Source organism: Enterobacter hormaechei subsp. xiangfangensis (assembly GCF_001729785.1).
Lineage (GTDB): Bacteria > Pseudomonadota > Gammaproteobacteria > Enterobacterales > Enterobacteriaceae > Enterobacter > Enterobacter hormaechei_C.
Window position 1 is genome coordinate 4,411,832 of the sequence record NZ_CP017183.1, and the last position, 19,780, is coordinate 4,431,611.

At 55.7% G+C, this 19,780-nt stretch carries 14 protein-coding genes; 8 read left to right on the forward strand and 6 right to left on the reverse strand.

Features of this window, described 5'->3' with window-relative positions; all coding sequences use genetic code 11:
• Positions 1-7: 7 nt before the first annotated feature.
• The gene (gene fadB, locus BFV63_RS21140) at positions 8-2,197 is read left to right on the forward strand and encodes a fatty acid oxidation complex subunit alpha FadB (RefSeq protein ID WP_023315008.1); all 2,190 of its coding nucleotides are present in this window, start codon (positions 8-10) and stop codon (positions 2,195-2,197) included.
• Positions 2,198-2,206: 9 nt separating this feature from the next.
• Entirely contained in the window at positions 2,207-3,370 is a 1,164-nt protein-coding gene (gene fadA, locus BFV63_RS21145; protein WP_048241672.1) for an acetyl-CoA C-acyltransferase FadA, read from the forward strand.
• A gap of 202 nt (positions 3,371-3,572) precedes the next feature.
• On the opposite strand, the gene glyS is transcribed toward fadA, so the two are convergent.
• From glyS to BFV63_RS21160, 3 genes are all read right to left on the reverse strand, one after another.
• Positions 3,573-5,642 carry a glycine--tRNA ligase subunit beta gene (gene glyS / locus BFV63_RS21150; RefSeq protein ID WP_022652021.1) on the reverse strand — a complete coding sequence of 690 codons (2,070 nt, stop codon included), beginning with the start codon at positions 5,640-5,642 and terminating at the stop codon, positions 3,573-3,575.
• 9 nt (positions 5,643-5,651) lie between these two features.
• Positions 5,652-6,563 (reverse strand): glycine--tRNA ligase subunit alpha, encoded by a 912-nt coding sequence (gene glyQ / locus BFV63_RS21155; protein ID WP_003860141.1) that lies wholly within the window; start codon positions 6,561-6,563, stop codon positions 5,652-5,654.
• A gap of 160 nt (positions 6,564-6,723) precedes the next feature.
• Positions 6,724-7,029, reverse strand: coding sequence for a YsaB family lipoprotein (locus BFV63_RS21160; RefSeq protein WP_017693801.1), 306 nt, complete (start codon positions 7,027-7,029; stop codon positions 6,724-6,726).
• Positions 7,030-7,213: 184 nt separating this feature from the next.
• Between BFV63_RS21160 and BFV63_RS21165 the strand changes: the two genes are divergently transcribed.
• Positions 7,214-8,209, forward strand: a complete 996-nt coding sequence (locus BFV63_RS21165) for an acyltransferase (RefSeq protein WP_045346826.1) — start codon at positions 7,214-7,216, stop codon at positions 8,207-8,209.
• Positions 8,210-8,261: 52 nt separating this feature from the next.
• On the opposite strand, the gene xylB is transcribed toward BFV63_RS21165, so the two are convergent.
• Positions 8,262-9,716, reverse strand: coding sequence for a xylulokinase (xylB, locus tag BFV63_RS21170; protein WP_048241670.1), 1,455 nt, complete (start codon positions 9,714-9,716; stop codon positions 8,262-8,264).
• 59 nt (positions 9,717-9,775) lie between these two features.
• Complete coding sequence (xylA, locus tag BFV63_RS21175) at positions 9,776-11,098, reverse strand: xylose isomerase (RefSeq protein WP_026080557.1); 1,323 nt, start codon at positions 11,096-11,098, stop codon at positions 9,776-9,778.
• Between the two features lie 371 nt (positions 11,099-11,469).
• Between xylA and xylF the strand changes: the two genes are divergently transcribed.
• From xylF to xylR, 4 genes are all read left to right on the forward strand, one after another.
• On the forward strand, positions 11,470-12,462 hold the full coding sequence (gene xylF / locus BFV63_RS21180) for a D-xylose ABC transporter substrate-binding protein (protein ID WP_006808602.1): 993 nt from the start codon (positions 11,470-11,472) through the stop codon (positions 12,460-12,462).
• A gap of 72 nt (positions 12,463-12,534) precedes the next feature.
• Positions 12,535-14,076 carry a xylose ABC transporter ATP-binding protein gene (locus BFV63_RS21185; protein WP_048241668.1) on the forward strand — a complete coding sequence of 514 codons (1,542 nt, stop codon included), beginning with the start codon at positions 12,535-12,537 and terminating at the stop codon, positions 14,074-14,076.
• Positions 14,054-15,235, forward strand: a complete 1,182-nt coding sequence (gene xylH, locus BFV63_RS21190; RefSeq protein ID WP_003860151.1) for a xylose ABC transporter permease XylH — start codon at positions 14,054-14,056, stop codon at positions 15,233-15,235. Before BFV63_RS21185 ends, xylH begins: the two co-directional genes overlap by 23 nt.
• Positions 15,236-15,268: 33 nt before the next feature.
• The gene (gene xylR, locus BFV63_RS21195) at positions 15,269-16,447 is read left to right on the forward strand and encodes a D-xylose utilization transcriptional activator XylR (protein WP_003860152.1); all 1,179 of its coding nucleotides are present in this window, start codon (positions 15,269-15,271) and stop codon (positions 16,445-16,447) included.
• A 35-nt stretch (positions 16,448-16,482) separates the two neighbouring features.
• Here xylR and BFV63_RS21200 read toward each other — a convergent pair whose 3' ends face one another.
• Complete coding sequence (locus BFV63_RS21200; RefSeq protein WP_022652025.1) at positions 16,483-17,307, reverse strand: protein bax; 825 nt, start codon at positions 17,305-17,307, stop codon at positions 16,483-16,485.
• Positions 17,308-17,621: 314 nt separating this feature from the next.
• On the opposite strand from BFV63_RS21200, the gene BFV63_RS21205 reads away from it, so the two are divergent.
• Positions 17,622-19,652 (forward strand): alpha-amylase, encoded by a 2,031-nt coding sequence (locus BFV63_RS21205; protein WP_048241664.1) that lies wholly within the window; start codon positions 17,622-17,624, stop codon positions 19,650-19,652.
• Positions 19,653-19,780: the final 128 nt, after the last annotated feature.

Here is a 19,780-nt window from a genome sequence, read left to right on the forward strand (position 1 = left end):
GACCGACATGCTCTACAAAGGCGACACCCTGTACGTAGACTGGCTGGAAGATGGCATTGCCGAACTGGTGTTCGATGCCCCCGGCTCAGTGAATAAGCTTGATACCGCGACGGTGGCCAGTCTTGGCCAGGCGCTGGATGTACTTGAAAAGCAATCAGATTTAAAAGGGCTGCTGCTGCGCTCCAACAAAGCGGCCTTTATCGTTGGCGCGGATATCACCGAATTCCTGTCGCTGTTCCTGGTGCCAGAAGAACAGCTGAGCCAGTGGCTGCACTTCGCGAACAGCGTCTTTAATCGTCTGGAAGATCTGCCTGTCCCGACCCTTTCTGCCGTCAACGGTTACGCGCTGGGCGGCGGCTGCGAATGCGTGTTAGCCACTGATTACCGTCTGGCGACCCCGGACCTGCGTATCGGCCTGCCGGAAACCAAGCTGGGCATCATGCCGGGCTTTGGCGGCTCCGTCCGTATGCCGCGCATGCTGGGCGCCGACAGCGCGCTGGAGATCATTGCCGCGGGTAAAGACGTCGGCGCAGAACAGGCGCAGAAAATTGGCCTGGTCGACGGCGTTGTAAAACCTGAGAAGCTTGTTGAAGGCGCACTCGCCATTCTGCGTCAGGCCATTAACGGCGACCTCGACTGGAAAGCCAAACGTCAGCCGAAGCTGGAGCCGTTAAAGCTCAGCAAGATTGAAGCCACCATGAGCTTCACTATCGCCAAAGGCATGGTGATGCAGACGGCGGGTAAACACTACCCGGCGCCGATCACGGCGGTGAAAACCATTGAAGCGGCAGCCCGTCTGGGCCGTGATGACGCCCTGAAGCTGGAAAACCAGAGCTTTGTCCCGCTGGCGCACACCAACGAAGCCCGCGCGCTGGTTGGTATCTTCCTTAACGATCAGTTTGTGAAGGGCAAAGCCAAACAACTCACCAAAAACGTTGAAACGCCAAAACACGCGGCGGTACTCGGCGCGGGCATTATGGGGGGCGGCATCGCCTACCAGTCTGCCTGGAAAGGCGTGCCGGTGGTGATGAAGGACATCAACGAGAAATCCCTGACGCTGGGCATGACCGAAGCGGCCAAGCTGCTGAATAAACAGCTTGAGCGCGGCAAAATTGATGGTCTGAAGCTTGCAGGCGTGATCTCCACCATCCAGCCAGTGCTGGAATACAGCGGTTTCGACCGTGTGGACGTGGTGGTTGAAGCGGTCGTCGAGAACCCGAAAGTGAAAAAAGCGGTGCTGGCCGAAACCGAAGACAAGGTGCGTCCGGAAACCGTGCTGGCCTCTAACACCTCCACCATTCCTATCAGCGAACTGGCGAGCGTGCTGAAGCGTCCGGAAAACTTCTGCGGGATGCACTTCTTTAACCCGGTGCACCGCATGCCGCTGGTCGAAGTGATCCGTGGGGAGAAAACCTCCGACGAAACCATCGCCAAAGTGGTGGCGTGGGCGAGCAAGATGGGCAAAACGCCGATCGTCGTTAACGACTGCCCGGGCTTCTTCGTTAACCGCGTGTTGTTCCCTTACTTCGCCGGCTTCAGCCAGCTGCTGCGCGACGGCGCAGACTTCCGCAAAATCGATAAAGTGATGGAAAAACAGTTCGGCTGGCCGATGGGCCCGGCGTATCTGCTGGACGTTGTCGGCATCGATACTGCCCATCACGCTCAGGCGGTGATGGCGGCGGGCTTCCCGCAGCGCATGCAGAAAGACTATCGCGACGCCATTGACGCCCTGTTCGACGCCAACCGCTTTGGTCAGAAAAACGGTCTGGGCTTCTGGCGCTATAAAGAAGACAGCAAAGGCAAACCGAAAAAAGAAGAAGATGCGGCGGTGGATGGCCTGCTGGCCGACGTCAGTCAGCCGAAACGCGACTTCACTGACGACGAGATCATCGCCCGGATGATGATCCCGATGATCAACGAAGTGGTGCGCTGCCTCGAAGAAGGCATTATCGCCAGCCCGGCAGAAGCGGATATGGCGCTGGTGTACGGCCTCGGCTTCCCTCCGTTCCACGGCGGCGCGTTCCGCTGGCTGGATACGCTCGGCAGCGCTCGCTATCTCGATATGGCTCAGCAGTACCAGCACCTCGGCCCGCTTTATGAGGTGCCGGAAGGTCTGCGTAACAAAGCGCGTCATAACGAACCCTACTACCCAGCAGTTGAGCCAGCCCGTCCGGTTGGCGCGCTGAAAACGGCTTAAGGAGTCACAATGGAAAAGGTTGTCATTGTTGATGCGATTCGCACCCCGATGGGCCGTTCAAAAGGCGGTGCGTTCCGTAACGTGCGCGCGGAAGACCTCTCCGCGCACCTGATGCGTAGCCTGCTGGCGCGTAACCCGGCGCTGTACCCTGCTGCGCTGGACGATATCTACTGGGGCTGCGTCCAGCAGACGCTGGAGCAGGGCTTCAACATTGCCCGTAACGCGTCTCTGCTGGCGGAGATCCCGCATTCGGTTCCGGCGGTCACCGTCAACCGTCTTTGCGGTTCGTCGATGCAGGCGCTGCACGACGCGGCGCGGATGATCATGACCGGCGATGCGCAGGCCTGTCTGGTGGGCGGCGTGGAGCACATGGGCCACGTGCCGATGAGCCACGGGGTCGATTTCCATCCAGGTATGAGCCGCAACGTGGCGAAAGCCGCCGGTATGATGGGCCTGACCGCCGAGATGCTCTCCCGTCTGCACGGCATCAGCCGTGAGATGCAGGATGCCTTTGCCGCTCGCTCGCATGCCCGCGCCTGGGCCGCCACGCAGTCTGGTGCCTTTAAGAATGAGATCATCCCGACCGGCGGTCACGACGCAGACGGCGTACTGAAGCAGTTCAGCTATGACGAAGTCATCCGCCCGGAAACCACCGTTGAAGCGCTTTCCACCCTGCGTCCGGCGTTTGATCCGGTCACCGGTACGGTAACGGCGGGCACCTCGTCTGCCCTGTCCGACGGTGCCGCCGCGATGCTGGTGATGAGCGAAAGCCGCGCCCGCGAATTAGGCCTGACGCCACGCGCCCGCGTGCGTTCGATGGCGGTCGTGGGCTGCGATCCATCCATCATGGGCTACGGTCCGGTTCCGGCGTCAAAACTGGCGCTGAAAAAAGCGGGGCTGAGCGCAAGTGATATCGACCTCTTTGAGATGAACGAAGCGTTCGCCGCGCAGATCCTGCCGTGCATTAAGGATCTGGGGCTGATGGATCAGATCGACGAGAAGATTAACCTCAACGGCGGCGCGATCGCCCTCGGACACCCGCTGGGCTGTTCCGGGGCGCGTATCAGTACCACGCTGATTAACCTGATGGAACGCAAAGATGCCCAGTTTGGTCTGGCAACGATGTGTATCGGGTTGGGTCAGGGGATCGCGACAGTGTTTGAGAGGGTGTAAATTAATTGAGAGAGTGTAAATAAGGAAAAGTATCTCAAAGCCAATGACGTCAGAACAAGGCGGCAAGCGAGCGAATCCCGATGAGCTTACATTAGTAAGTGATTCGGGTGAACGAGCGCAGCCAACGCAGTTATGGCGCCATTGGCGAAGAGAGACAGTTTAGTTGCCGTTCTTCCCGCCTGTCAGGGGCGGGTTTTTTACGTTATTGCAGCAGCGAAATATCCGCCACGCGCAGGAACAGCTCACGCAGTTTCTCAAGCATCGAGAGACGGTTAATCCGCAGCTCTTTATCTTCCACGTTCACCATCACCTTCTCGAAGAAGGCGTCGATGACGTCACGCAGCTCCGCCAGCTCCACCAGCGCTTCCTGGTAGCGACCTTCCGCGAAATACGGCTCCAGCTTGTCGCGCAGCACCACAACCTGCATCGCCAGAGAAATCTCTTCCGGCTCTTTCAGGGTTGCAGCGTTTACGCGATCGTTCAGCGTCTCGTCGGATTTCGCGAGGATGTTGGATACGCGCTTGTTAGCCGCGGCCAGCGCAGACGCCGCTTCCAGCGTACGGAAGTGGGATACCGCTTTCATACGCGCATCGAAATCTGCCGGACGGGTCGGACGACGCGCCAGCACCGCCTGAATGGTATCAACGGAGTAACCTTCGTCCTGATACCACGCGCGGAAACGACCGAGCATAAAGTCGATAACATCATCCACAACCTTCGCGTTGGTCAGCTTATCGCCGTACAGACGTACCGCTTCTTCGGTTAGCGTTTGCAGATCGAGGTTCAGGTTCTTCTCAACGATGATTCGCAGCACGCCCAGCGCAGCACGACGCAGCGCGAACGGGTCTTTGTCGCCTTTTGGATGCTGGCCGATACCGAAGATACCCGCCAGGGTGTCCATCTTATCGGCAATCGCCACGGCGCAGGCAACCGGATTGGACGGCAGATCGTCACCGGCAAAGCGCGGCTGATACTGCTCGTTCAGGGCTACCGCCACGTCTTCCGCTTCGCCATCGTGACGCGCGTAGTGCATACCCATCACGCCCTGGGTGTCGGTAAATTCGAACACCATGTTGGTCATCAGGTCGCACTTGGAGAGCAGGCCCGCACGGGTAGCGTGGTTAACGTCGGCGCCAATTTCACGGGCAATCCAGCCGGACAGCTCCGCGATACGGTCGGTTTTGTCGCGCAGCGTACCCAGTTGCTGCTGGAACAGTACAGTTTGCAGACGCGGCAGGTTATCTTCCAGACGTTTTTTACGGTCTGTGTTGAAGAAGAACTCGGCATCCGCCAGACGCGGACGCACCACTTTCTCGTTACCGGAGATAATCTGGCTCGGATCTTTCGATTCGATGTTCGCCACGAAGATGAAGTTTGGCAGCAGCTTGCCGTCGTTGGCGTAAACCGGGAAGTACTTCTGGTCACCCTTCATGGTGTAAACCAGCGCTTCTGCCGGAACGGCCAGGAATTTCTCTTCGAATTTCGCGGTCAGTACAACCGGCCATTCGACCAGCGAGGTCACCTCTTCCAGCAGGCTGTCGCTCAGGTCAGCGTTTCCGCCAATCTTGCGCGCCGCTTCTTCTGCGTCCGCTTTAATTTTGGCTTTACGCTGTTCGTAGTCGGCAATCACTTTACCGCGTTCCAGCAGGATCTGCGGATACTGGTCGGCATTGTCGATGGTGAACTCCGGCTCGCCCATAAAGCGATGGCCGCGGATCACGCGATCGGACGCCACGCCCAGAATGGTCGCCGGGATAACGGTATCGCCCAGCAGCAGGGTCACGGTGTGAACCGGACGCACAAAGTGAACGTCGGACGCGCCCCAGCGCATCAGCTTAGGGATTGGCAATTTTGCCAGCGAGGTCGCGATCATGTCAGGCAGCAGCGCTTCGGCGCTTTCGCCTTTCACATGGGCACGATACAGCAGCCATTCACCTTTGTCGGTGGTCAGACGCTCGGCCTGATCAACGGTGATGCCGCAGCCGCGCGCCCAGCCTTCTGCCGCTTTGCTCGGCTTGCCTTCCGCGTCGAACGCCTGAGCAATGGCCGGGCCACGTTTTTCAACTTCGCGATCCGGCTGGGACGCCGCCAGGTTTGCCACTTTCAGCGCCAGACGACGCGGCGCAGCAAACCACTCAATTTTACCGTGCGCCAGGCCAGCGTTATCCAGCTCAGCAGTGACGTTCGCAGCAAAAGATTCAGCCAGGCTGCGCAGGGCTTTTGGTGGCAGCTCTTCAGTGCCGATTTCCACCAGGAAAGTTTTCTCAGACATGGCCGCCTCTTATTTGTTTCGGTTGCACATCGGGAAGCCAAGGGCTTCACGGGACGCGTAGTAAGCTTCTGCAACGGCTTTGGTCAGGGTACGAATACGCAGAATGTAGCGCTGACGTTCAGTCACGGAGATCGCTTTGCGGGCATCCAGCAGGTTGAAGCTGTGGGCAGCCTTCAGAATACGCTCGTAGGCAGGCAGCGGCAGCGGAGTCTCCAGCGCCAGCAGCTGCTGGGCTTCTTTCTCGTACTGCTCGAAGCAGGTGAACAGGAAGTCCACGTCCGCGTATTCGAAGTTATAGGTGGATTGCTCCACTTCGTTCTGATGGAACACGTCGCCGTAGGTGGTTTTACCCAGCGGGCCGTCGCTCCAGACCAGGTCGTAAACGCTGTCTACGCCCTGAATGTACATGGCCAGACGTTCCAGACCATAGGTGATTTCGCCGGTAATCGGTTTACATTCCAGACCACCAACCTGCTGGAAGTAAGTGAACTGGGTCACTTCCATGCCGTTCAGCCACACTTCCCAACCCAGACCCCAGGCACCCAGCGTTGGGTTTTCCCAGTTATCTTCCACGAAACGAATGTCGTGAATGGTTGGATCCATACCCAGCTCTTTCAGTGACCCGAGGTACAGTTCCTGAATGTTGTCGGGTGATGGCTTAATCACCACCTGGAACTGATAGTAGTGCTGCAAACGGTTCGGGTTTTCGCCATAACGGCCATCGGTCGGACGACGGGATGGCTGCACATAGGCGGTCGCCATTGGCTCTGGCCCTAACGCGCGCAGGCTGGTCATCGGGTGTGAGGTGCCTGCGCCAACTTCCATGTCCAAAGGTTGAACAATGGTGCAGCCCTGACGAGCCCAGTAATCCTGTAAGGTCAGGATCAGGCCCTGGAAGGTCTTGGTATCAAACTTTTGCATAGTATTTCGTGCTGGATACGTGTGGTTTTAAATGGAAGGGATCAGTATACCCGCTGGCTGCAAGATATACAGTACGAAACGGGGTTGTTTAGGGAAAATTGGGGAATAAGCCCTACAGCCAGAACCTGCGAAGGCTCTGGTTGCTGCTTATCCGAGCAATTTAGCGCATTGAGAGATGTAAAAACTGGCCGTCTGCATCAAAAGAGCAGACAAAGCCCTCTTTACGCGCCGTATAGCCTTTCAGTTCATAGCTGCCCTGAAAGCGCTCGAAGCCGTTTATATGAATTTTCTGTGCTTCAGAATTATAGCGATGAGCCGCCTGATCCCTGCACAGCTGTTCCATATTCAGGGAACGCTCCGGGCTCATTTTCCCCTGCTGCGCTTTTTGGACAGGTATCTCCTCAGAAGCACTGCATCCTGTTAATAAGAGCAGCAGAAAGAGTGACACCCCACGCTTCATCATCATTTTTATTACCGCCCTGGTCAGTGGCTGTTATTTTTAGTAGCAACACGTTTATAGATTAAAGTCCGTCATTCTGCGAATCTCGCCAGCTCCCTACAAGTTAGCCTGGCTAAACTCAGAATTTTCCAAGGGAAAAGTTTTACGCAATCGCAGTCACACTTTCTTTATCAGGAATACAGAGGAACTGATGCAGTCAAAAATTAACTGGATTGATAACCTGCGGGGAATAGCCTGTCTGATGGTGGTGATGATCCACACAACGACCTGGTATGTCACGAACGCGCACAGTATCAGCCCTGTTAACTGGGATGTCGCCAATGTTCTGAACTCGGCCTCCCGCGTGAGCGTCCCGCTGTTCTTTATGATTTCCGGTTTTCTCTTTTTTGGCGAGCGTAGCGCACAGCCGAGACATTTCATCCGTATTGTCTCCTGTCTGCTGTTTTACAGCGCGATTTCGCTGCTCTATATCGTCCTGTTCACTTCAATTAACGCTGAACGTTCCCTGCTCAACTTGTTGCAAAAACCAGTGTTCTATCATCTATGGTTTTTCTTCGCGATAATCGTTATTTATCTTGTTTCACCGTTAATTCAGGTAAAAAACGTCAACGGTAAAATGCTGCTGGCGCTGATGGTGGTCATCGGGATCGTGGCCAACCCGAATACCGTCTCACAGAAAATTGATGGCTTTGAATGGCTGCCCGTTAACCTCTATATCACCGGGGATACGTTTTATTACGTGCTGTACGGCATGCTGGGGCGCGGCATTGGCATGATGGAGACGCAAAAGCGAGGAATAAACTGGCTATGCGCGGCCGCGTTTCTCGTCGGTGTGTTTATTATCTCTCGCGGGACGCTGCATGAGCTGCAATGGCGCGGCAACTTTGCCGATACCTGGTATCTGTACTGCGGCCCGATGGTCTTTATCTGCGCAATCTCTCTGCTGACGCTGGTTAAAAACACCCTGAATGCCCGCCCGCTTCCTGTGCTGGGGTTTATCTCTCGCCACTCGCTGGGCATTTACGGTTTTCACGCGCTGGTGATCCACGCCCTGCGCACCCGAGGCGTTGAGCTTAAAAGCTGGCCGGTGCTGGATATTGTCTGGATATTTACCGTTACGCTGGTTGTCAGCCTGCTGCTGTCAATGTTGCTGCAAAGAATCGATACGCGCCGGTTTGTGAGCTAACCCGGTTGAAGGCTGGCAGGCCGGGTAAGCGTTAGCGCCACCCGGCTCCTGTTTATGACATTAGCGGCAAAAGCTGCCGATAAATTTTGCGGAACACGTCTCGTCTTTCAGCATAGCGAGCATGATTTTTCGCATCAGGACGATGCTGCTGTTCAAGCGGCAGCTGGGGCAAAAGCTGGTGCAGTGGTTTATCCGGGTTCAGCGCAATTTGCGCCAGCCGTGCCGCACCGAGCGCCGGGCCGACATCGCCTCCCGTACGATAGTCCAGCTGCAACCCGCTGATATCGGAAAGCATTTGCCGCCAGTAGCTGCTTCGCGCACCGCCGCCAATTAACGTAATGCTGGATGGCGTAAGTCCACAGTCATGCACGACATCCATTCCGTCCGCCAGAGCATAGCCAACGCCTTCAAGCACCGCGCGCGCCAGCTCTGCCGGGCCATGCTGATGGGTAAGACCGAAGAACACCCCTTTCGCTTCCGGGTTGTTATGAGGCGTCCGCTCGCCGGAAAGGTACGGTAAAAACCAGACCGCACCGGCATTATCATCCGCCTGCTGTGCCGCTGCGATAAGCGCCGGGACGTCCGCCATTCCGGTTAGTTTTGCCGCCCAGTCGAGGCAGGAAGCCGCGCTCAGCATCACCGACATTAAATGCCATTTACCCGGCAACGCGTGGCAGAAGCTGTGTACGGCGCTTCCAGGATTGCTACGATACCCGTCACTGACGGCAAAATAGACGCCGGAAGTGCCGAGCGAGAGCATGGCCTGTCCTGCCTCGACCATCCCCACGCCGACCGCCCCCGCCGCATTATCGCCGCCGCCGGCGACGACAGGTACGGCTGGTATATTCCAGCGTTCAGCAACAGAAGGCTGCAAAGCGCCCGTGATTTCGCTGCCTTCAAACAGCGCAGGCATATGATCGCGCGTCAGCTGGCAGGCATCCAGCATCGCCTCGCTCCAGTCCCGTTTCGCCACGTCGAGCCACATCGTGCCCGCGGCGTCAGACATGTCGCTGGCAAAATCCCCCGTCATGCGAAAACGCAGGTAGTCTTTCGGCAACAGAACCTTCGCCACCTGGCGAAAAATATCAGGCTCATGGCGCTGCACCCACAGGAGTTTTGGCGCGGTAAAACCGGGCATCATCAGGTTGCCCGTAATCTCGCGGGACGCAGGCACACGTTCCTCAAGGATCGCGCACTCTTCCGCACAGCGGCCATCGTTCCAGAGAATAGCCGGGCGCAGAACGCGATGCTGGCTATCCAGCAACGTTGCGCCATGCATTTGTCCGGCGATGCCCAGCGCTTTAACGTCGCGCAGGCTGTGCTGCTCGCCTAAGGCTGTCATCGCGCGGTCCGTCGCCTGCCACCACTGCTCCGGATCTTGTTCCGACCAAAGCGGATGCGGGCGTGAAACCTGCAACTTTTCAGTCTGCGTGGCTAACACATCGCCCTGCTCGCTTAACAGGATGGCTTTCACCCCCGACGTGCCAAGATCGATCCCGATATACATGTGGTGACTCCTTTGACAGAAATGCCCGGTGGCGCAGCGCTTACCGGGCATGAATGCTGTTATTTATCGAACAGGTAGTGATTGACCAGGTTTTCCAGCAGCTCCTGATGGCCGCTCTGATGCTGCGGCGCAAGCTGATGCTGTTCAGCGTACTTCGCGATCTCCGCAAGCGATAACTGACCTTTCAAAATTTGCTGGCCCAGCTCACTGTTCCAGCCGCTGTAGCGCTTCGCCACGCGCTTATCCAGCTCACCGTCTTCAATCATACGGGCTGCCACTTTCAGCGCCAGCGCCATGGTGTCCATCGCGCCAATATGCCCGTAGAACAGATCGTATTTGTCGGTGCTCTGGCGACGCACTTTGGCGTCGAAGTTCAGGCCGCCGGTGGTGAAACCGCCCGCTTTGATGATCTCGTACATCACCAGCGCATTCTCTTCCACGCTGTTCGGGAACTGGTCGGTATCCCAGCCCAGCTGTGGATCGCCACGGTTAGCATCGACAGAGCCGAAGATGCCCAGCGCAATCGCAGAGGCAATTTCGTGATGGAACGAGTGGCCCGCCAGGGTAGCGTGGTTAGCCTCAATATTCACTTTGATCTCTTTTTCCAGACCAAACTGCTTCAGGAAGCCATAAACGGTGGCGACATCATAATCATACTGATGCTTGGTTGGCTCCTGTGGTTTTGGCTCAATCAGCAGCGTGCCGCGGAAACCGATTTTGTGTTTGTGGTCCACCACCATCTGCATAAAGCGACCAATCTGCTCACGCTCCTGACGCAGGTCGGTATTCAGCAGCGTTTCATATCCTTCACGACCGCCCCAGAGTACATAGTTCTCACCGCCCAGCTGATGCGTGGCGTTCATCGCAGTCACGACCTGGGTTGCCGCCCAGCTGAAGACTTCCGGATCCGGGTTGGTTGCCGCGCCCGCGCCATAGCGAGGGTTGGTAAAGCAGTTAGCCGTACCCCAGAGCAGCTTGACGCCACTTTGCTGCTGTTTTTCAGCCAGTACGTCGACCATCTGCGCGAAGTTGTTCAGATACTCTTTCAGCGATGCCCCTTCCGGCGACACGTCCACATCGTGGAAACAGTAGTACGGCACGTTCAGCTTATGGAAGAACTCGAACGCGACGTCGGCTTTACGCTTCGCCAGCTCAATGGCCTCGCCCGGCTGTTGCCATGGACGGTCAAAAGAGCCCACGCCGAACATATCGGCACCGTTCCAGCAGAAGGTGTGCCAGTAGCAGGCGGCAAAGCGCAAGTGATCTTCCATGCGCTTACCCAGCACCAGCTCATCCGGGTTGTAGTGACGAAATGCTAAAGGATTGGTCGTTTTCGTGCCTTCGAAACGAACGCGATCGAGTTGGTCGAAATAAGCTTGCATATTGAGCTCCATAATCAGGGTATGCGGCGTGGTCTTGCTTCTGGAGTAATAGTGAATAGACATTGGAGGTTGCTCAATTACGTTATTTCACACTGCTATTGAGAGAATGCGCAATTGTGCGCTGGCTCGCAAAATAATGTGCAGACAAACTATTTTTCGGCGCACATTCCAGAATCAAATGTAATTAATAGGTTACGCTTTTTAAAATCCGATCGCGGTCATAAATTCAGAAATAAACCAAATATCGTAATGAGAAGATAAAAATCTGTAATTGCCAGCAGGCCTTTCCACGTTAAAAATTTGCTGCGTCTCAGCAGTGAATGTTTCTTTTATCTCAGCTACACATACCCCTACAAAAAGGCCTAATAATTATGAAGATAAAGAACCTGACCCTAACGCTCTGCACTACTCTCCTGCTTGCAAGCTTTGCCGGCCACGCCAAAGAGGTCAAAATCGGCATGGCGATTGATGACTTACGCCTGGAGCGCTGGCAAAAAGATCGCGATATCTTTGTTAAAAAAGCGGAATCTCTCGGCGCGGAGGTGTTCGTTCAGTCCGCTAACGGCAACGAAGAGACGCAAATGTCGCAAATCGAGAATATGATCAACCGTGGCGTCGATGTGCTGGTCATTATCCCGTATAACGGCCAGGTATTAAGCAACGTGGTGAAAGAAGCGAAACAGGAAGGCATAAAAGTCCTGGCTTATGACCGCATGATTAATAATGCCGACATTGATTATTATATTTCGTTCGACAATGAAAAGGTGGGCGAATTACAGGCTAAAAGCCTGGTCGCAAAAGTGCCTCAGGGGAATTATTTCCTGATGGGCGGCTCGCCCGTGGATAACAACGCCAAACTGTTCCGCCAGGGACAAATGAAAGTGCTGAAGCCGTATATCGACGAGGGCAAAATTAAAGTCGTCGGCGACCAGTGGGCTGACGGCTGGTTACCGGAAAACGCGCTGAAAATTATGGAAAACGCGTTGACTGCAAATAACAACAAAATCGATGCGGTGGTGGCCTCTAACGATGCCACTGCGGGTGGCGCCATTCAGGCGCTGAGCGCGCAGGGTCTGGCCGGGAAAGTCGCTATTTCCGGACAGGACGCCGACCTTGCGGGTGTAAAACGCATCATCGCGGGTACCCAGACCATGACGGTGTATAAGCCCATTACCGAGCTTGCCAATACGGCCGCCGAAATTGCCGTTGAGCTGGGCAATGGCCAGCAACCTAAAGCAGACGCGACGTTAAATAACGGCCTGAAAGACGTACCTGCTCGCCTGCTTACCCCTATCGAAGTCAACAAAGAGAATATTGACGCCACCGTGGTGAAAGACGGTTTCCATAAGAAGAGTGAACTGTAATCCAGCGCAGCCCCTGCCCGGCAGGGGCGCATCGACCTGCCCTGTACATCTGTCGGGCCATGCGGAGCAGTTATGTCTTATTTACTTGAAATGAAAAGCATCACCAAAGCCTTCGGGGCGGTGAAAGCAGTCGATAACGTAAGCCTGCGGCTGAATGCCGGCGAAGTGATGTCGCTGTGCGGCGAAAATGGCTCGGGAAAATCCACGCTGATGAAAGTGTTGTGCGGGATCTATCCGCACGGCAGCTACGAGGGCGAAATCGTCTTTGCCGGCGAGGTGCTCCAGGCCACGCACATTCGCGATACCGAACGTAAAGGCATCGCTATTATTCACCAGGAGCTGGCGCTGGTGAAGCACCTTACCGTGCTGGAAAATATTTTTCTCGGCGCCGAACTCTCACGCCACGGCGTACTGGATTACGACACCATGACGCTGCGCTGCGAAAAACTGCTGGCCCAGGTGAGCCTGGCTATCTCACCGGATACGCGCGTGGGCGACTTAGGTTTGGGCCAGCAGCAACTGGTGGAGATCGCCAAGGCGCTGAACAAGCAGGTACGCCTGCTGATCCTCGACGAGCCAACCGCCTCGCTCACCGAACAGGAAACCGCCGTTCTGCTCAATATCATCCGCGACCTGCAAAACCACGGTATCGCCTGCATCTATATTTCGCACAAGCTCAATGAGGTGAAAGCTATTTCCGACACCATCTGCGTCATCCGCGACGGGCAGCACATTGGCACGCGTGAAGCAGAAGGCATGAGCGAAGATGACATCATCACCATGATGGTGGGTCGCGAACTCACCGCACTGTATCCCAACGAACCACACACCATAGGCGAAGAACTCCTGCGCGTGGAAAACCTGACGGCGTGGCATCCCGTTAACCGCCACATCAAGCGCGTGGATAACCTCTCCTTCTCGCTGCACCGCGGCGAAATTCTCGGTATTGCGGGTTTAGTGGGTGCCGGAAGAACCGAGGCCGTGCAGTGTCTGTTTGGCGTCTGGCCGGGGCGCTGGGAAGGCAAAATTTATATCGACGGTCAGCCGGTAAAAATCGACAACTGCCAGCAGGCCATTGCCAAAGGCATTGCTATGGTGCCCGAAGACCGCAAAAAAGACGGCATCGTGCCGGTCATGGCGGTGGGAAAAAATATCACGCTGGCGGCGCTCAGCCAGTTTTCCGGCGCGCTGAGCAGCCTGGATGATGCCGCAGAACAGCAGTGTATTCTTCAGTCACTTGCCAGGCTCAAGGTGAAAACCTCCTCGCCGGAACTGGCGATAGGTCGCCTGAGCGGCGGCAACCAGCAGAAAGCGATTCTGGCGCGCTGCCTGTTGCTTAATCCGCGCATTTTAATTCTGGACGAACCCACGCGCGGGATCGATATCGGCGCGAAGTATGAAATCTACAAGCTGATCAACCAGCTTGTGCAGCAAGGGATTGCCGTCATTGTTATCTCGTCCGAATTGCCTGAAGTGCTGGGGCTGAGCGACCGCGTGCTGGTCATGCATGAAGGGAAACTCAAAGCCAACCTGAACAACCAGAACCTGACGCAAGAGCAGGTGATGGAAGCTGCCTTAAGGAGCGAACGCCATGTCGAAAAGCAACCCGTCTGATATCAAAGTCGCTGTTCCGACGCCCGGTGCGTTCGCAGGACTTAAATCGCTGAATCTGCAAGTTTTTGTAATGATTGCCGCCATTATCGTGATCATGTTGTTCTTTACCTGGATGACCGATGGCTCCTATTTGAGCGCACGTAACGTTTCTAACCTGCTGCGTCAGACCGCCATCACCGGGATCCTGGCGGTGGGGATGGTCTTTGTGATTATCTCAGCGGAAATTGACCTGTCAGTAGGGTCGATGATGGGTCTGCTCGGCGGCGTGGCGGCAATTTTTGACGTCTGGCTCGGCTGGCCGCTGCCGCTGACGATTGCGGTCACGCTGGTACTGGGTCTGCTGCTGGGGGCGTGGAATGGCTGGTGGGTGGCCTACCGTAAGGTCCCGTCGTTTATCGTCACCTTAGCGGGGATGCTGGCCTTCCGCGGCATTCTGATTGGGATCACCAACGGCACTACCGTCTCCCCGACCAGCGCCTCGATGTCCCAGATTGGCCAAAGCTACCTCTCTGATGGCGTCGGTTTTACGATCGGCGTGGTTGGGCTGATGGCGTTTGTCGCGTGGCAATGGCGAGGACGCATGCGTCGCCAGGCGCTGGGGCTGGCCTCGCCTGCTTCAACCTCGGTTGTCGGCCGTCAGGCGCTTACTGCGGTGATTGTACTGGGCGCCATCTGGCTGTTAAACGATTATCGCGGCGTCCCAACGCCCGTTCTGCTGCTGGCGCTGTTGCTGTTAGGTGGGATGTTTATGGCCACGCGTACCGCATTCGGTCGCCGTATTTATGCCATCGGTGGCAATCTCGAAGCCGCGCGTTTGTCCGGCATTAACGTAGAACGCACCAAACTCGCCGTCTTTGCCATCAACGGCCTGATGGTGGCCATCGCGGGGCTGATCCTCAGCTCACGTTTGGGGGCGGGCTCCCCCTCTGCCGGTAATATTGCCGAGCTGGACGCCATCGCCGCCTGCGTGATTGGCGGGACCAGCCTCGCCGGGGGCATTGGCAGCGTGGCGGGGGCGGTGATGGGCGCATTTATTATGGCTTCGCTGGATAACGGGATGAGTATGATGGACGTGCCGACGTTTTGGCAGTATATCGTCAAGGGTGCCATTCTTTTGCTGGCAGTCTGGATGGACTCTGCCACCAAGCGGCGCGCCTGATAACAGTATCGTGACTAATTTGGGAAATAAGCCATGTTTGAAAAGCGTCACCGCATTACGTTGTTATTCAATGCCAACAAAGCCTATGACCGGCAGGTGGTTGAAGGGGTTGGCGAATATTTGCAGGCGTCGCAATCCGAATGGGATATTTTCATCGAAGAAGATTTCCGTACCCGTCTGGAGAACATCAAAGACTGGCTGGGCGACGGGGTCATCGCTGACTTTGACGACCCCGTGATTGAACAGTTGCTGAGTGGCGTTGACGTGCCTATCGTGGGCGTTGGCGGCTCTTATCATACACCGGAACATTATCCTCCCGTTCACTACATCGCCACGGATAACCATGCTCTGGTCGAGACCGCCTTCCTCCATTTAAAGGAGAAAGGCGTCCATCGTTTTGCGTTTTACGGATTGCCCGCCACGAGCGGAAAGCGCTGGGCGATGGAGCGTGAGTATGCCTTCTGCCAGCTGGTTGCCCAGGAGAAGTATCGCGGCGTCGTTTATCAGGGGCTGGAAACCGCGCCAGAAAACTGGCAGCACGCACAAAATCGTCTGGCTGACTGGCTGCAAACGCTGCCGCCCCAGACAGGGATTATCGCCGTGACGGACGCCCGCGCCCGCCACGTATTACAGGTGTGCGAACATTTGCATATTCCGGTGCCTGAAAAGCTGTGCGTGATTGGTATTGATAACGAAGAGCTTACGCGCTATCTGTCGCGCGTGGCGCTCTCATCCGTGGCTCAGGGTACCCGTCAGATGGGCTATCAGGCCGCAAAGCTGCTGCACAGACTGTTAGACAACGAATCCCTGCCGCTCCAGCGTCTGCTGGTTCCTCCCGTTCGCGTGGTCGAACGTCGCTCAACTGACTACCGCTCATTAAACGATCCGGCCGTGATTCAGGCGATGCACTACATTCGCAATCATGCCTGCAAAGGGATTAAGGTCGATCAGGTGCTCGATTCGGTCGGCATATCACGTTCGAATCTGGAGAAGCGGTTTAAAGAGGAAGTGGGTGAGACGATCCACGCCGTGATCCATGCGGAAAAGCTGGAGAAAGCGCGCAGTCTGCTGATCTCCACCTCGCTGTCGATCAACGAGATTTCACAGATGTGTGGCTATCCGTCGCTTCAGTATTTCTATTCGGTGTTCAGGAAAGAGTATGACACCACGCCGAAGGAGTACCGGGAACGGTACAGTGAAGTCCTGCTCTAGAAAAAAGAACGCCTTCCAGTGGAAGGCGTTTTTCATTACATATGTGCGGCAATCAGACGCTGGTTATCCTGGTACATGGAGAACAGGTAATTGTTATAACGCTGTCCCTGAGTGGAATAACCTTTCAGCTTATGGATCATCGCCGTGGCCGTCACTTCCTGATCCGCCTTACGCAGCTGAGCGCGTGACTTACGGAACGAGGAATAGGCCGGGTGGGTGTTCAGGTTCACCACGTAGGCATTCACGGAATCTTTCACCGATTCAAACTGTGAATAGCCCTTCACCTTGCCGGGCGCGTTAGTACAACGACCTTTTACGCATTTCATGCCAAACAGATTGTTGTTGTTGCGCGCCAGCTTCGAGGTGCCCCAACCGCTTTCGGCGGCGGCCATTGTCGCGACCATACTGCCTGGAATGATGTCCACACGTTCTAACAGTGAGTTCCAAGGCACGCGACGCGTGTTCCCGCTCCACTTCACTTTATAGCGTTTGGCGATATCTTTCAGGCGAGTGCGCTCAGACGGCGACCAGCGGCTGTCGTACTGTTTGGAGATCAGCCAGTTACGATCCGCAGTAATCGCGGCATTTTGGCTTTTAATGTAAGGCATTACCGTCCGGAGAAACGCTTTTTTCCTTGGTGTCCCGGAAGGGTATTTTCGCAAATCAGGAAGTGAACTACTCTTTGCACTATTGCGAGAATACTCTTGTTTACTGCTAACCTTACTGCTTGTCGTCTTTATTACGTGGGCTTTCTTACTCGTTGTATCCGTGTGCGTCTTTGCAAGCACCTCACCTGAAAATGCCATGGTGAGTAACATGAGTATCGCGGCCCCATATCGTCGAATGGGAGTCGATATCATTAGGTCTCCTGGTCGGATATAAACATTCCAACACCTTATTTTCTTCAAAAATTTGAGAGCGGAATCTCAAATCGTACCAAAAATAGTCTTCAAGAGCACGTCTATAAATAGTCCAATTCCGAAACTATGTCATCCGGAACATGCTCATTAAAGCATCAACGCTGGAAAAATGTGCGCGATATCGCAGATAACTGCCTAATTTTGCGCGGGATCACTCATCCCTTCGCGTCCTCCTTGCAAAAAGCCGTAGAGGAGGAGTTTTTCCCCTGAGCCGAATGGCACACTGGTCAAAAATGCCGCGACAGGAAAATGGAATGAAACGCACTGCATTAGCTGTTCTGATGTTACCCGCATTCGCGCATGCCGACTGGTCATCGCCGGGATTTAACGCGTTTAGCGCTGAAGGTACCGGCGTCTTTACCAGCCAGGCAACGCTTGCGAAGGGTACCCGCCCGCTGACGTTGAGTCTTGACAACGCGTGCTGGCAGCCGACAGGTGCCATTAAGCTCAACGAGATGCTGTCGCTCAAACCGTGCGAAGGCACCCCACCGCAGTGGCGGTTATTCCGTGACGGCGTTTATCAGATGCGTATTGATACGCGCTCGGGAACGCCGACGCTGATGTTGACGGTGCAAAGTGCGGCGCCACAGCCTGTCGCAAACGTCACCCGCCAGTGCCCGAAGTGGGACGGCAAACCGCTGACGATCGACGTCGTTAACACCTTCCCGGAAGGCACGGTGGTGCGTGATTTTTACACTAAACAGACCGCGACCGTTCAAAATGGCAAAGTGACTCTTCAGCCAGCCGCCAACAGCAATGGCCTGCTGCTGCTTGAGCGCGCCGAGACGGACAAACCCGCGCCGTTCAGCTGGCAAAACGCCACCGTCTATTTCGTGCTGACCGATCGCTTCGTGAATGGCGACCCCACCAACGACAACAGCTATGGCCGTCATAAAGACGGTATGCAGGAGATTGGTACTTTCCACGGCGGCGATCTGAAAGGGCTTACCAGCAAACTGGATTACCTTCAGCAGCTGGGCGTGAATGCGCTCTGGATAAGCTCGCCGCTGGAGCAGATCCACGGCTGGGTTGGCGGCGGCACCAAAGGGGATTTCCCCCACTACGCCTATCACGGCTATTACACTCAGGACTGGACGAAGCTCGACGCCAACATGGGCAACGAAGATGATTTACGCCAGCTTGTCGACGACGCGCACAGGCGCGGTATCCGCGTCCTGTTTGACATTGTCATGAACCACGCGGGTTATGCGACGCTTGCAGATATGCAGGAGTATCAGTTTGGCGCGCTCTATTTGCAGGGCGATGAGCTGAAAAAAACCCTCGGCGAGCGCTGGACTGACTGGAAGCCAGGAGCGGGGCAAAGCTGGCACAGCTTCAACGATTACATCAACTTCAGTGACAAAGCCGCATGGGAAAAATGGTGGGGTAAAAAATGGATCCGTACCGATATCGGTGATTACGACAACCCGGGCTTTGACGATCTGACCATGTCGCTGGCCTTCCTGCCTGATCTGAAAACGGAATCTAAGATCCCGTCAGGTTTGCCGAACTTTTATCAACACAAGCCCGATACCAACGCGAAAGTGATGACGAATTTCACGCCGCGAGATTACCTGACCCACTGGCTTAGCCAGTGGGTACGTGACTACGGCATCGACGGTTTCCGGGTCGATACCGCTAAGCACGTTGAGCCTGAAGCCTGGCAGCAACTGAAAAACCAGGCCAGCCAGGCGCTGGCCGCGTGGAAAGCCGCCAACCCGGACAAAAAACTCGACGATGCGCCGTTCTGGATGACCGGTGAATCCTGGGGCCACGGCGTGATGCAGAGCGATTATTACCGCCACGGCTTCGATGCGATGATCAATTTTGACTATCAGGAGCAGGCGGCAAAAGCGGTGGACTGCCTGGCTGATATGGATTTGACCTGGCAGCAAATGGCAGAAAAGCTGCAAAGTTTTAATGTGCTGAGCTATCTCTCCTCCCATGATACGCGTCTGTTCCGTGAAGGGGGCCAGCGCGCCGCTGAGTTACTGTTGCTGGCGCCGGGAAGCGTACAGATCTATTACGGCGATGAATCAGAGCGTCCATTCGGCCCGACGGGCTCCGATCCGCTACAGGGAACCCGTTCGGATATGAACTGGCAGGACGTCACGGGTAAACAGGCGTTAACTGTCGCCCACTGGCAGCTTCTGGGGCAGTTCCGCGCCCGTCATCCGGCGGTGGGTGAAGGCAAGCAAACAACGCTGTCGATGAAAGAAGGCTACGGCTTTGTGCGCGAGCACAAGGGCGATAAGGTGATGGTGGTGTGGGCGGGTAATCAATAGACCCCCTCACCCTAACCCTCTCCCCAAAGGGGAGAGGCCTGGGGTGAGGGGCATTCACCAGAACAATTCACCACACAAATACAAACCCGCCACATAAAACAACAAATCCGACCACATCCGCCGATTTG

Coding starts and splice junctions, on each gene's coding strand:
- fadB (WP_023315008.1), top strand. CDS start 8: ATGCTCTACAAAGGCGACACCCTGTACGTAGACTGGCTGGAAGATGGC.
- fadA (WP_048241672.1), top strand. CDS start 2,207: ATGGAAAAGGTTGTCATTGTTGATGCGATTCGCACCCCGATGGGCCGT.
- glyS (WP_022652021.1), bottom strand. CDS start 5,642: ATGTCTGAGAAAACTTTCCTGGTGGAAATCGGCACTGAAGAGCTGCCA.
- glyQ (WP_003860141.1), bottom strand. CDS start 6,563: ATGCAAAAGTTTGATACCAAGACCTTCCAGGGCCTGATCCTGACCTTA.
- BFV63_RS21160 (WP_017693801.1), bottom strand. CDS start 7,029: ATGATGATGAAGCGTGGGGTGTCACTCTTTCTGCTGCTCTTATTAACA.
- BFV63_RS21165 (WP_045346826.1), top strand. CDS start 7,214: ATGCAGTCAAAAATTAACTGGATTGATAACCTGCGGGGAATAGCCTGT.
- xylB (WP_048241670.1), bottom strand. CDS start 9,716: ATGTATATCGGGATCGATCTTGGCACGTCGGGGGTGAAAGCCATCCTG.
- xylA (WP_026080557.1), bottom strand. CDS start 11,098: ATGCAAGCTTATTTCGACCAACTCGATCGCGTTCGTTTCGAAGGCACG.
- xylF (WP_006808602.1), top strand. CDS start 11,470: ATGAAGATAAAGAACCTGACCCTAACGCTCTGCACTACTCTCCTGCTT.
- BFV63_RS21185 (WP_048241668.1), top strand. CDS start 12,535: ATGTCTTATTTACTTGAAATGAAAAGCATCACCAAAGCCTTCGGGGCG.
- xylH (WP_003860151.1), top strand. CDS start 14,054: ATGTCGAAAAGCAACCCGTCTGATATCAAAGTCGCTGTTCCGACGCCC.
- xylR (WP_003860152.1), top strand. CDS start 15,269: ATGTTTGAAAAGCGTCACCGCATTACGTTGTTATTCAATGCCAACAAA.
- BFV63_RS21200 (WP_022652025.1), bottom strand. CDS start 17,307: ATGATATCGACTCCCATTCGACGATATGGGGCCGCGATACTCATGTTA.
- BFV63_RS21205 (WP_048241664.1), top strand. CDS start 17,622: ATGAAACGCACTGCATTAGCTGTTCTGATGTTACCCGCATTCGCGCAT.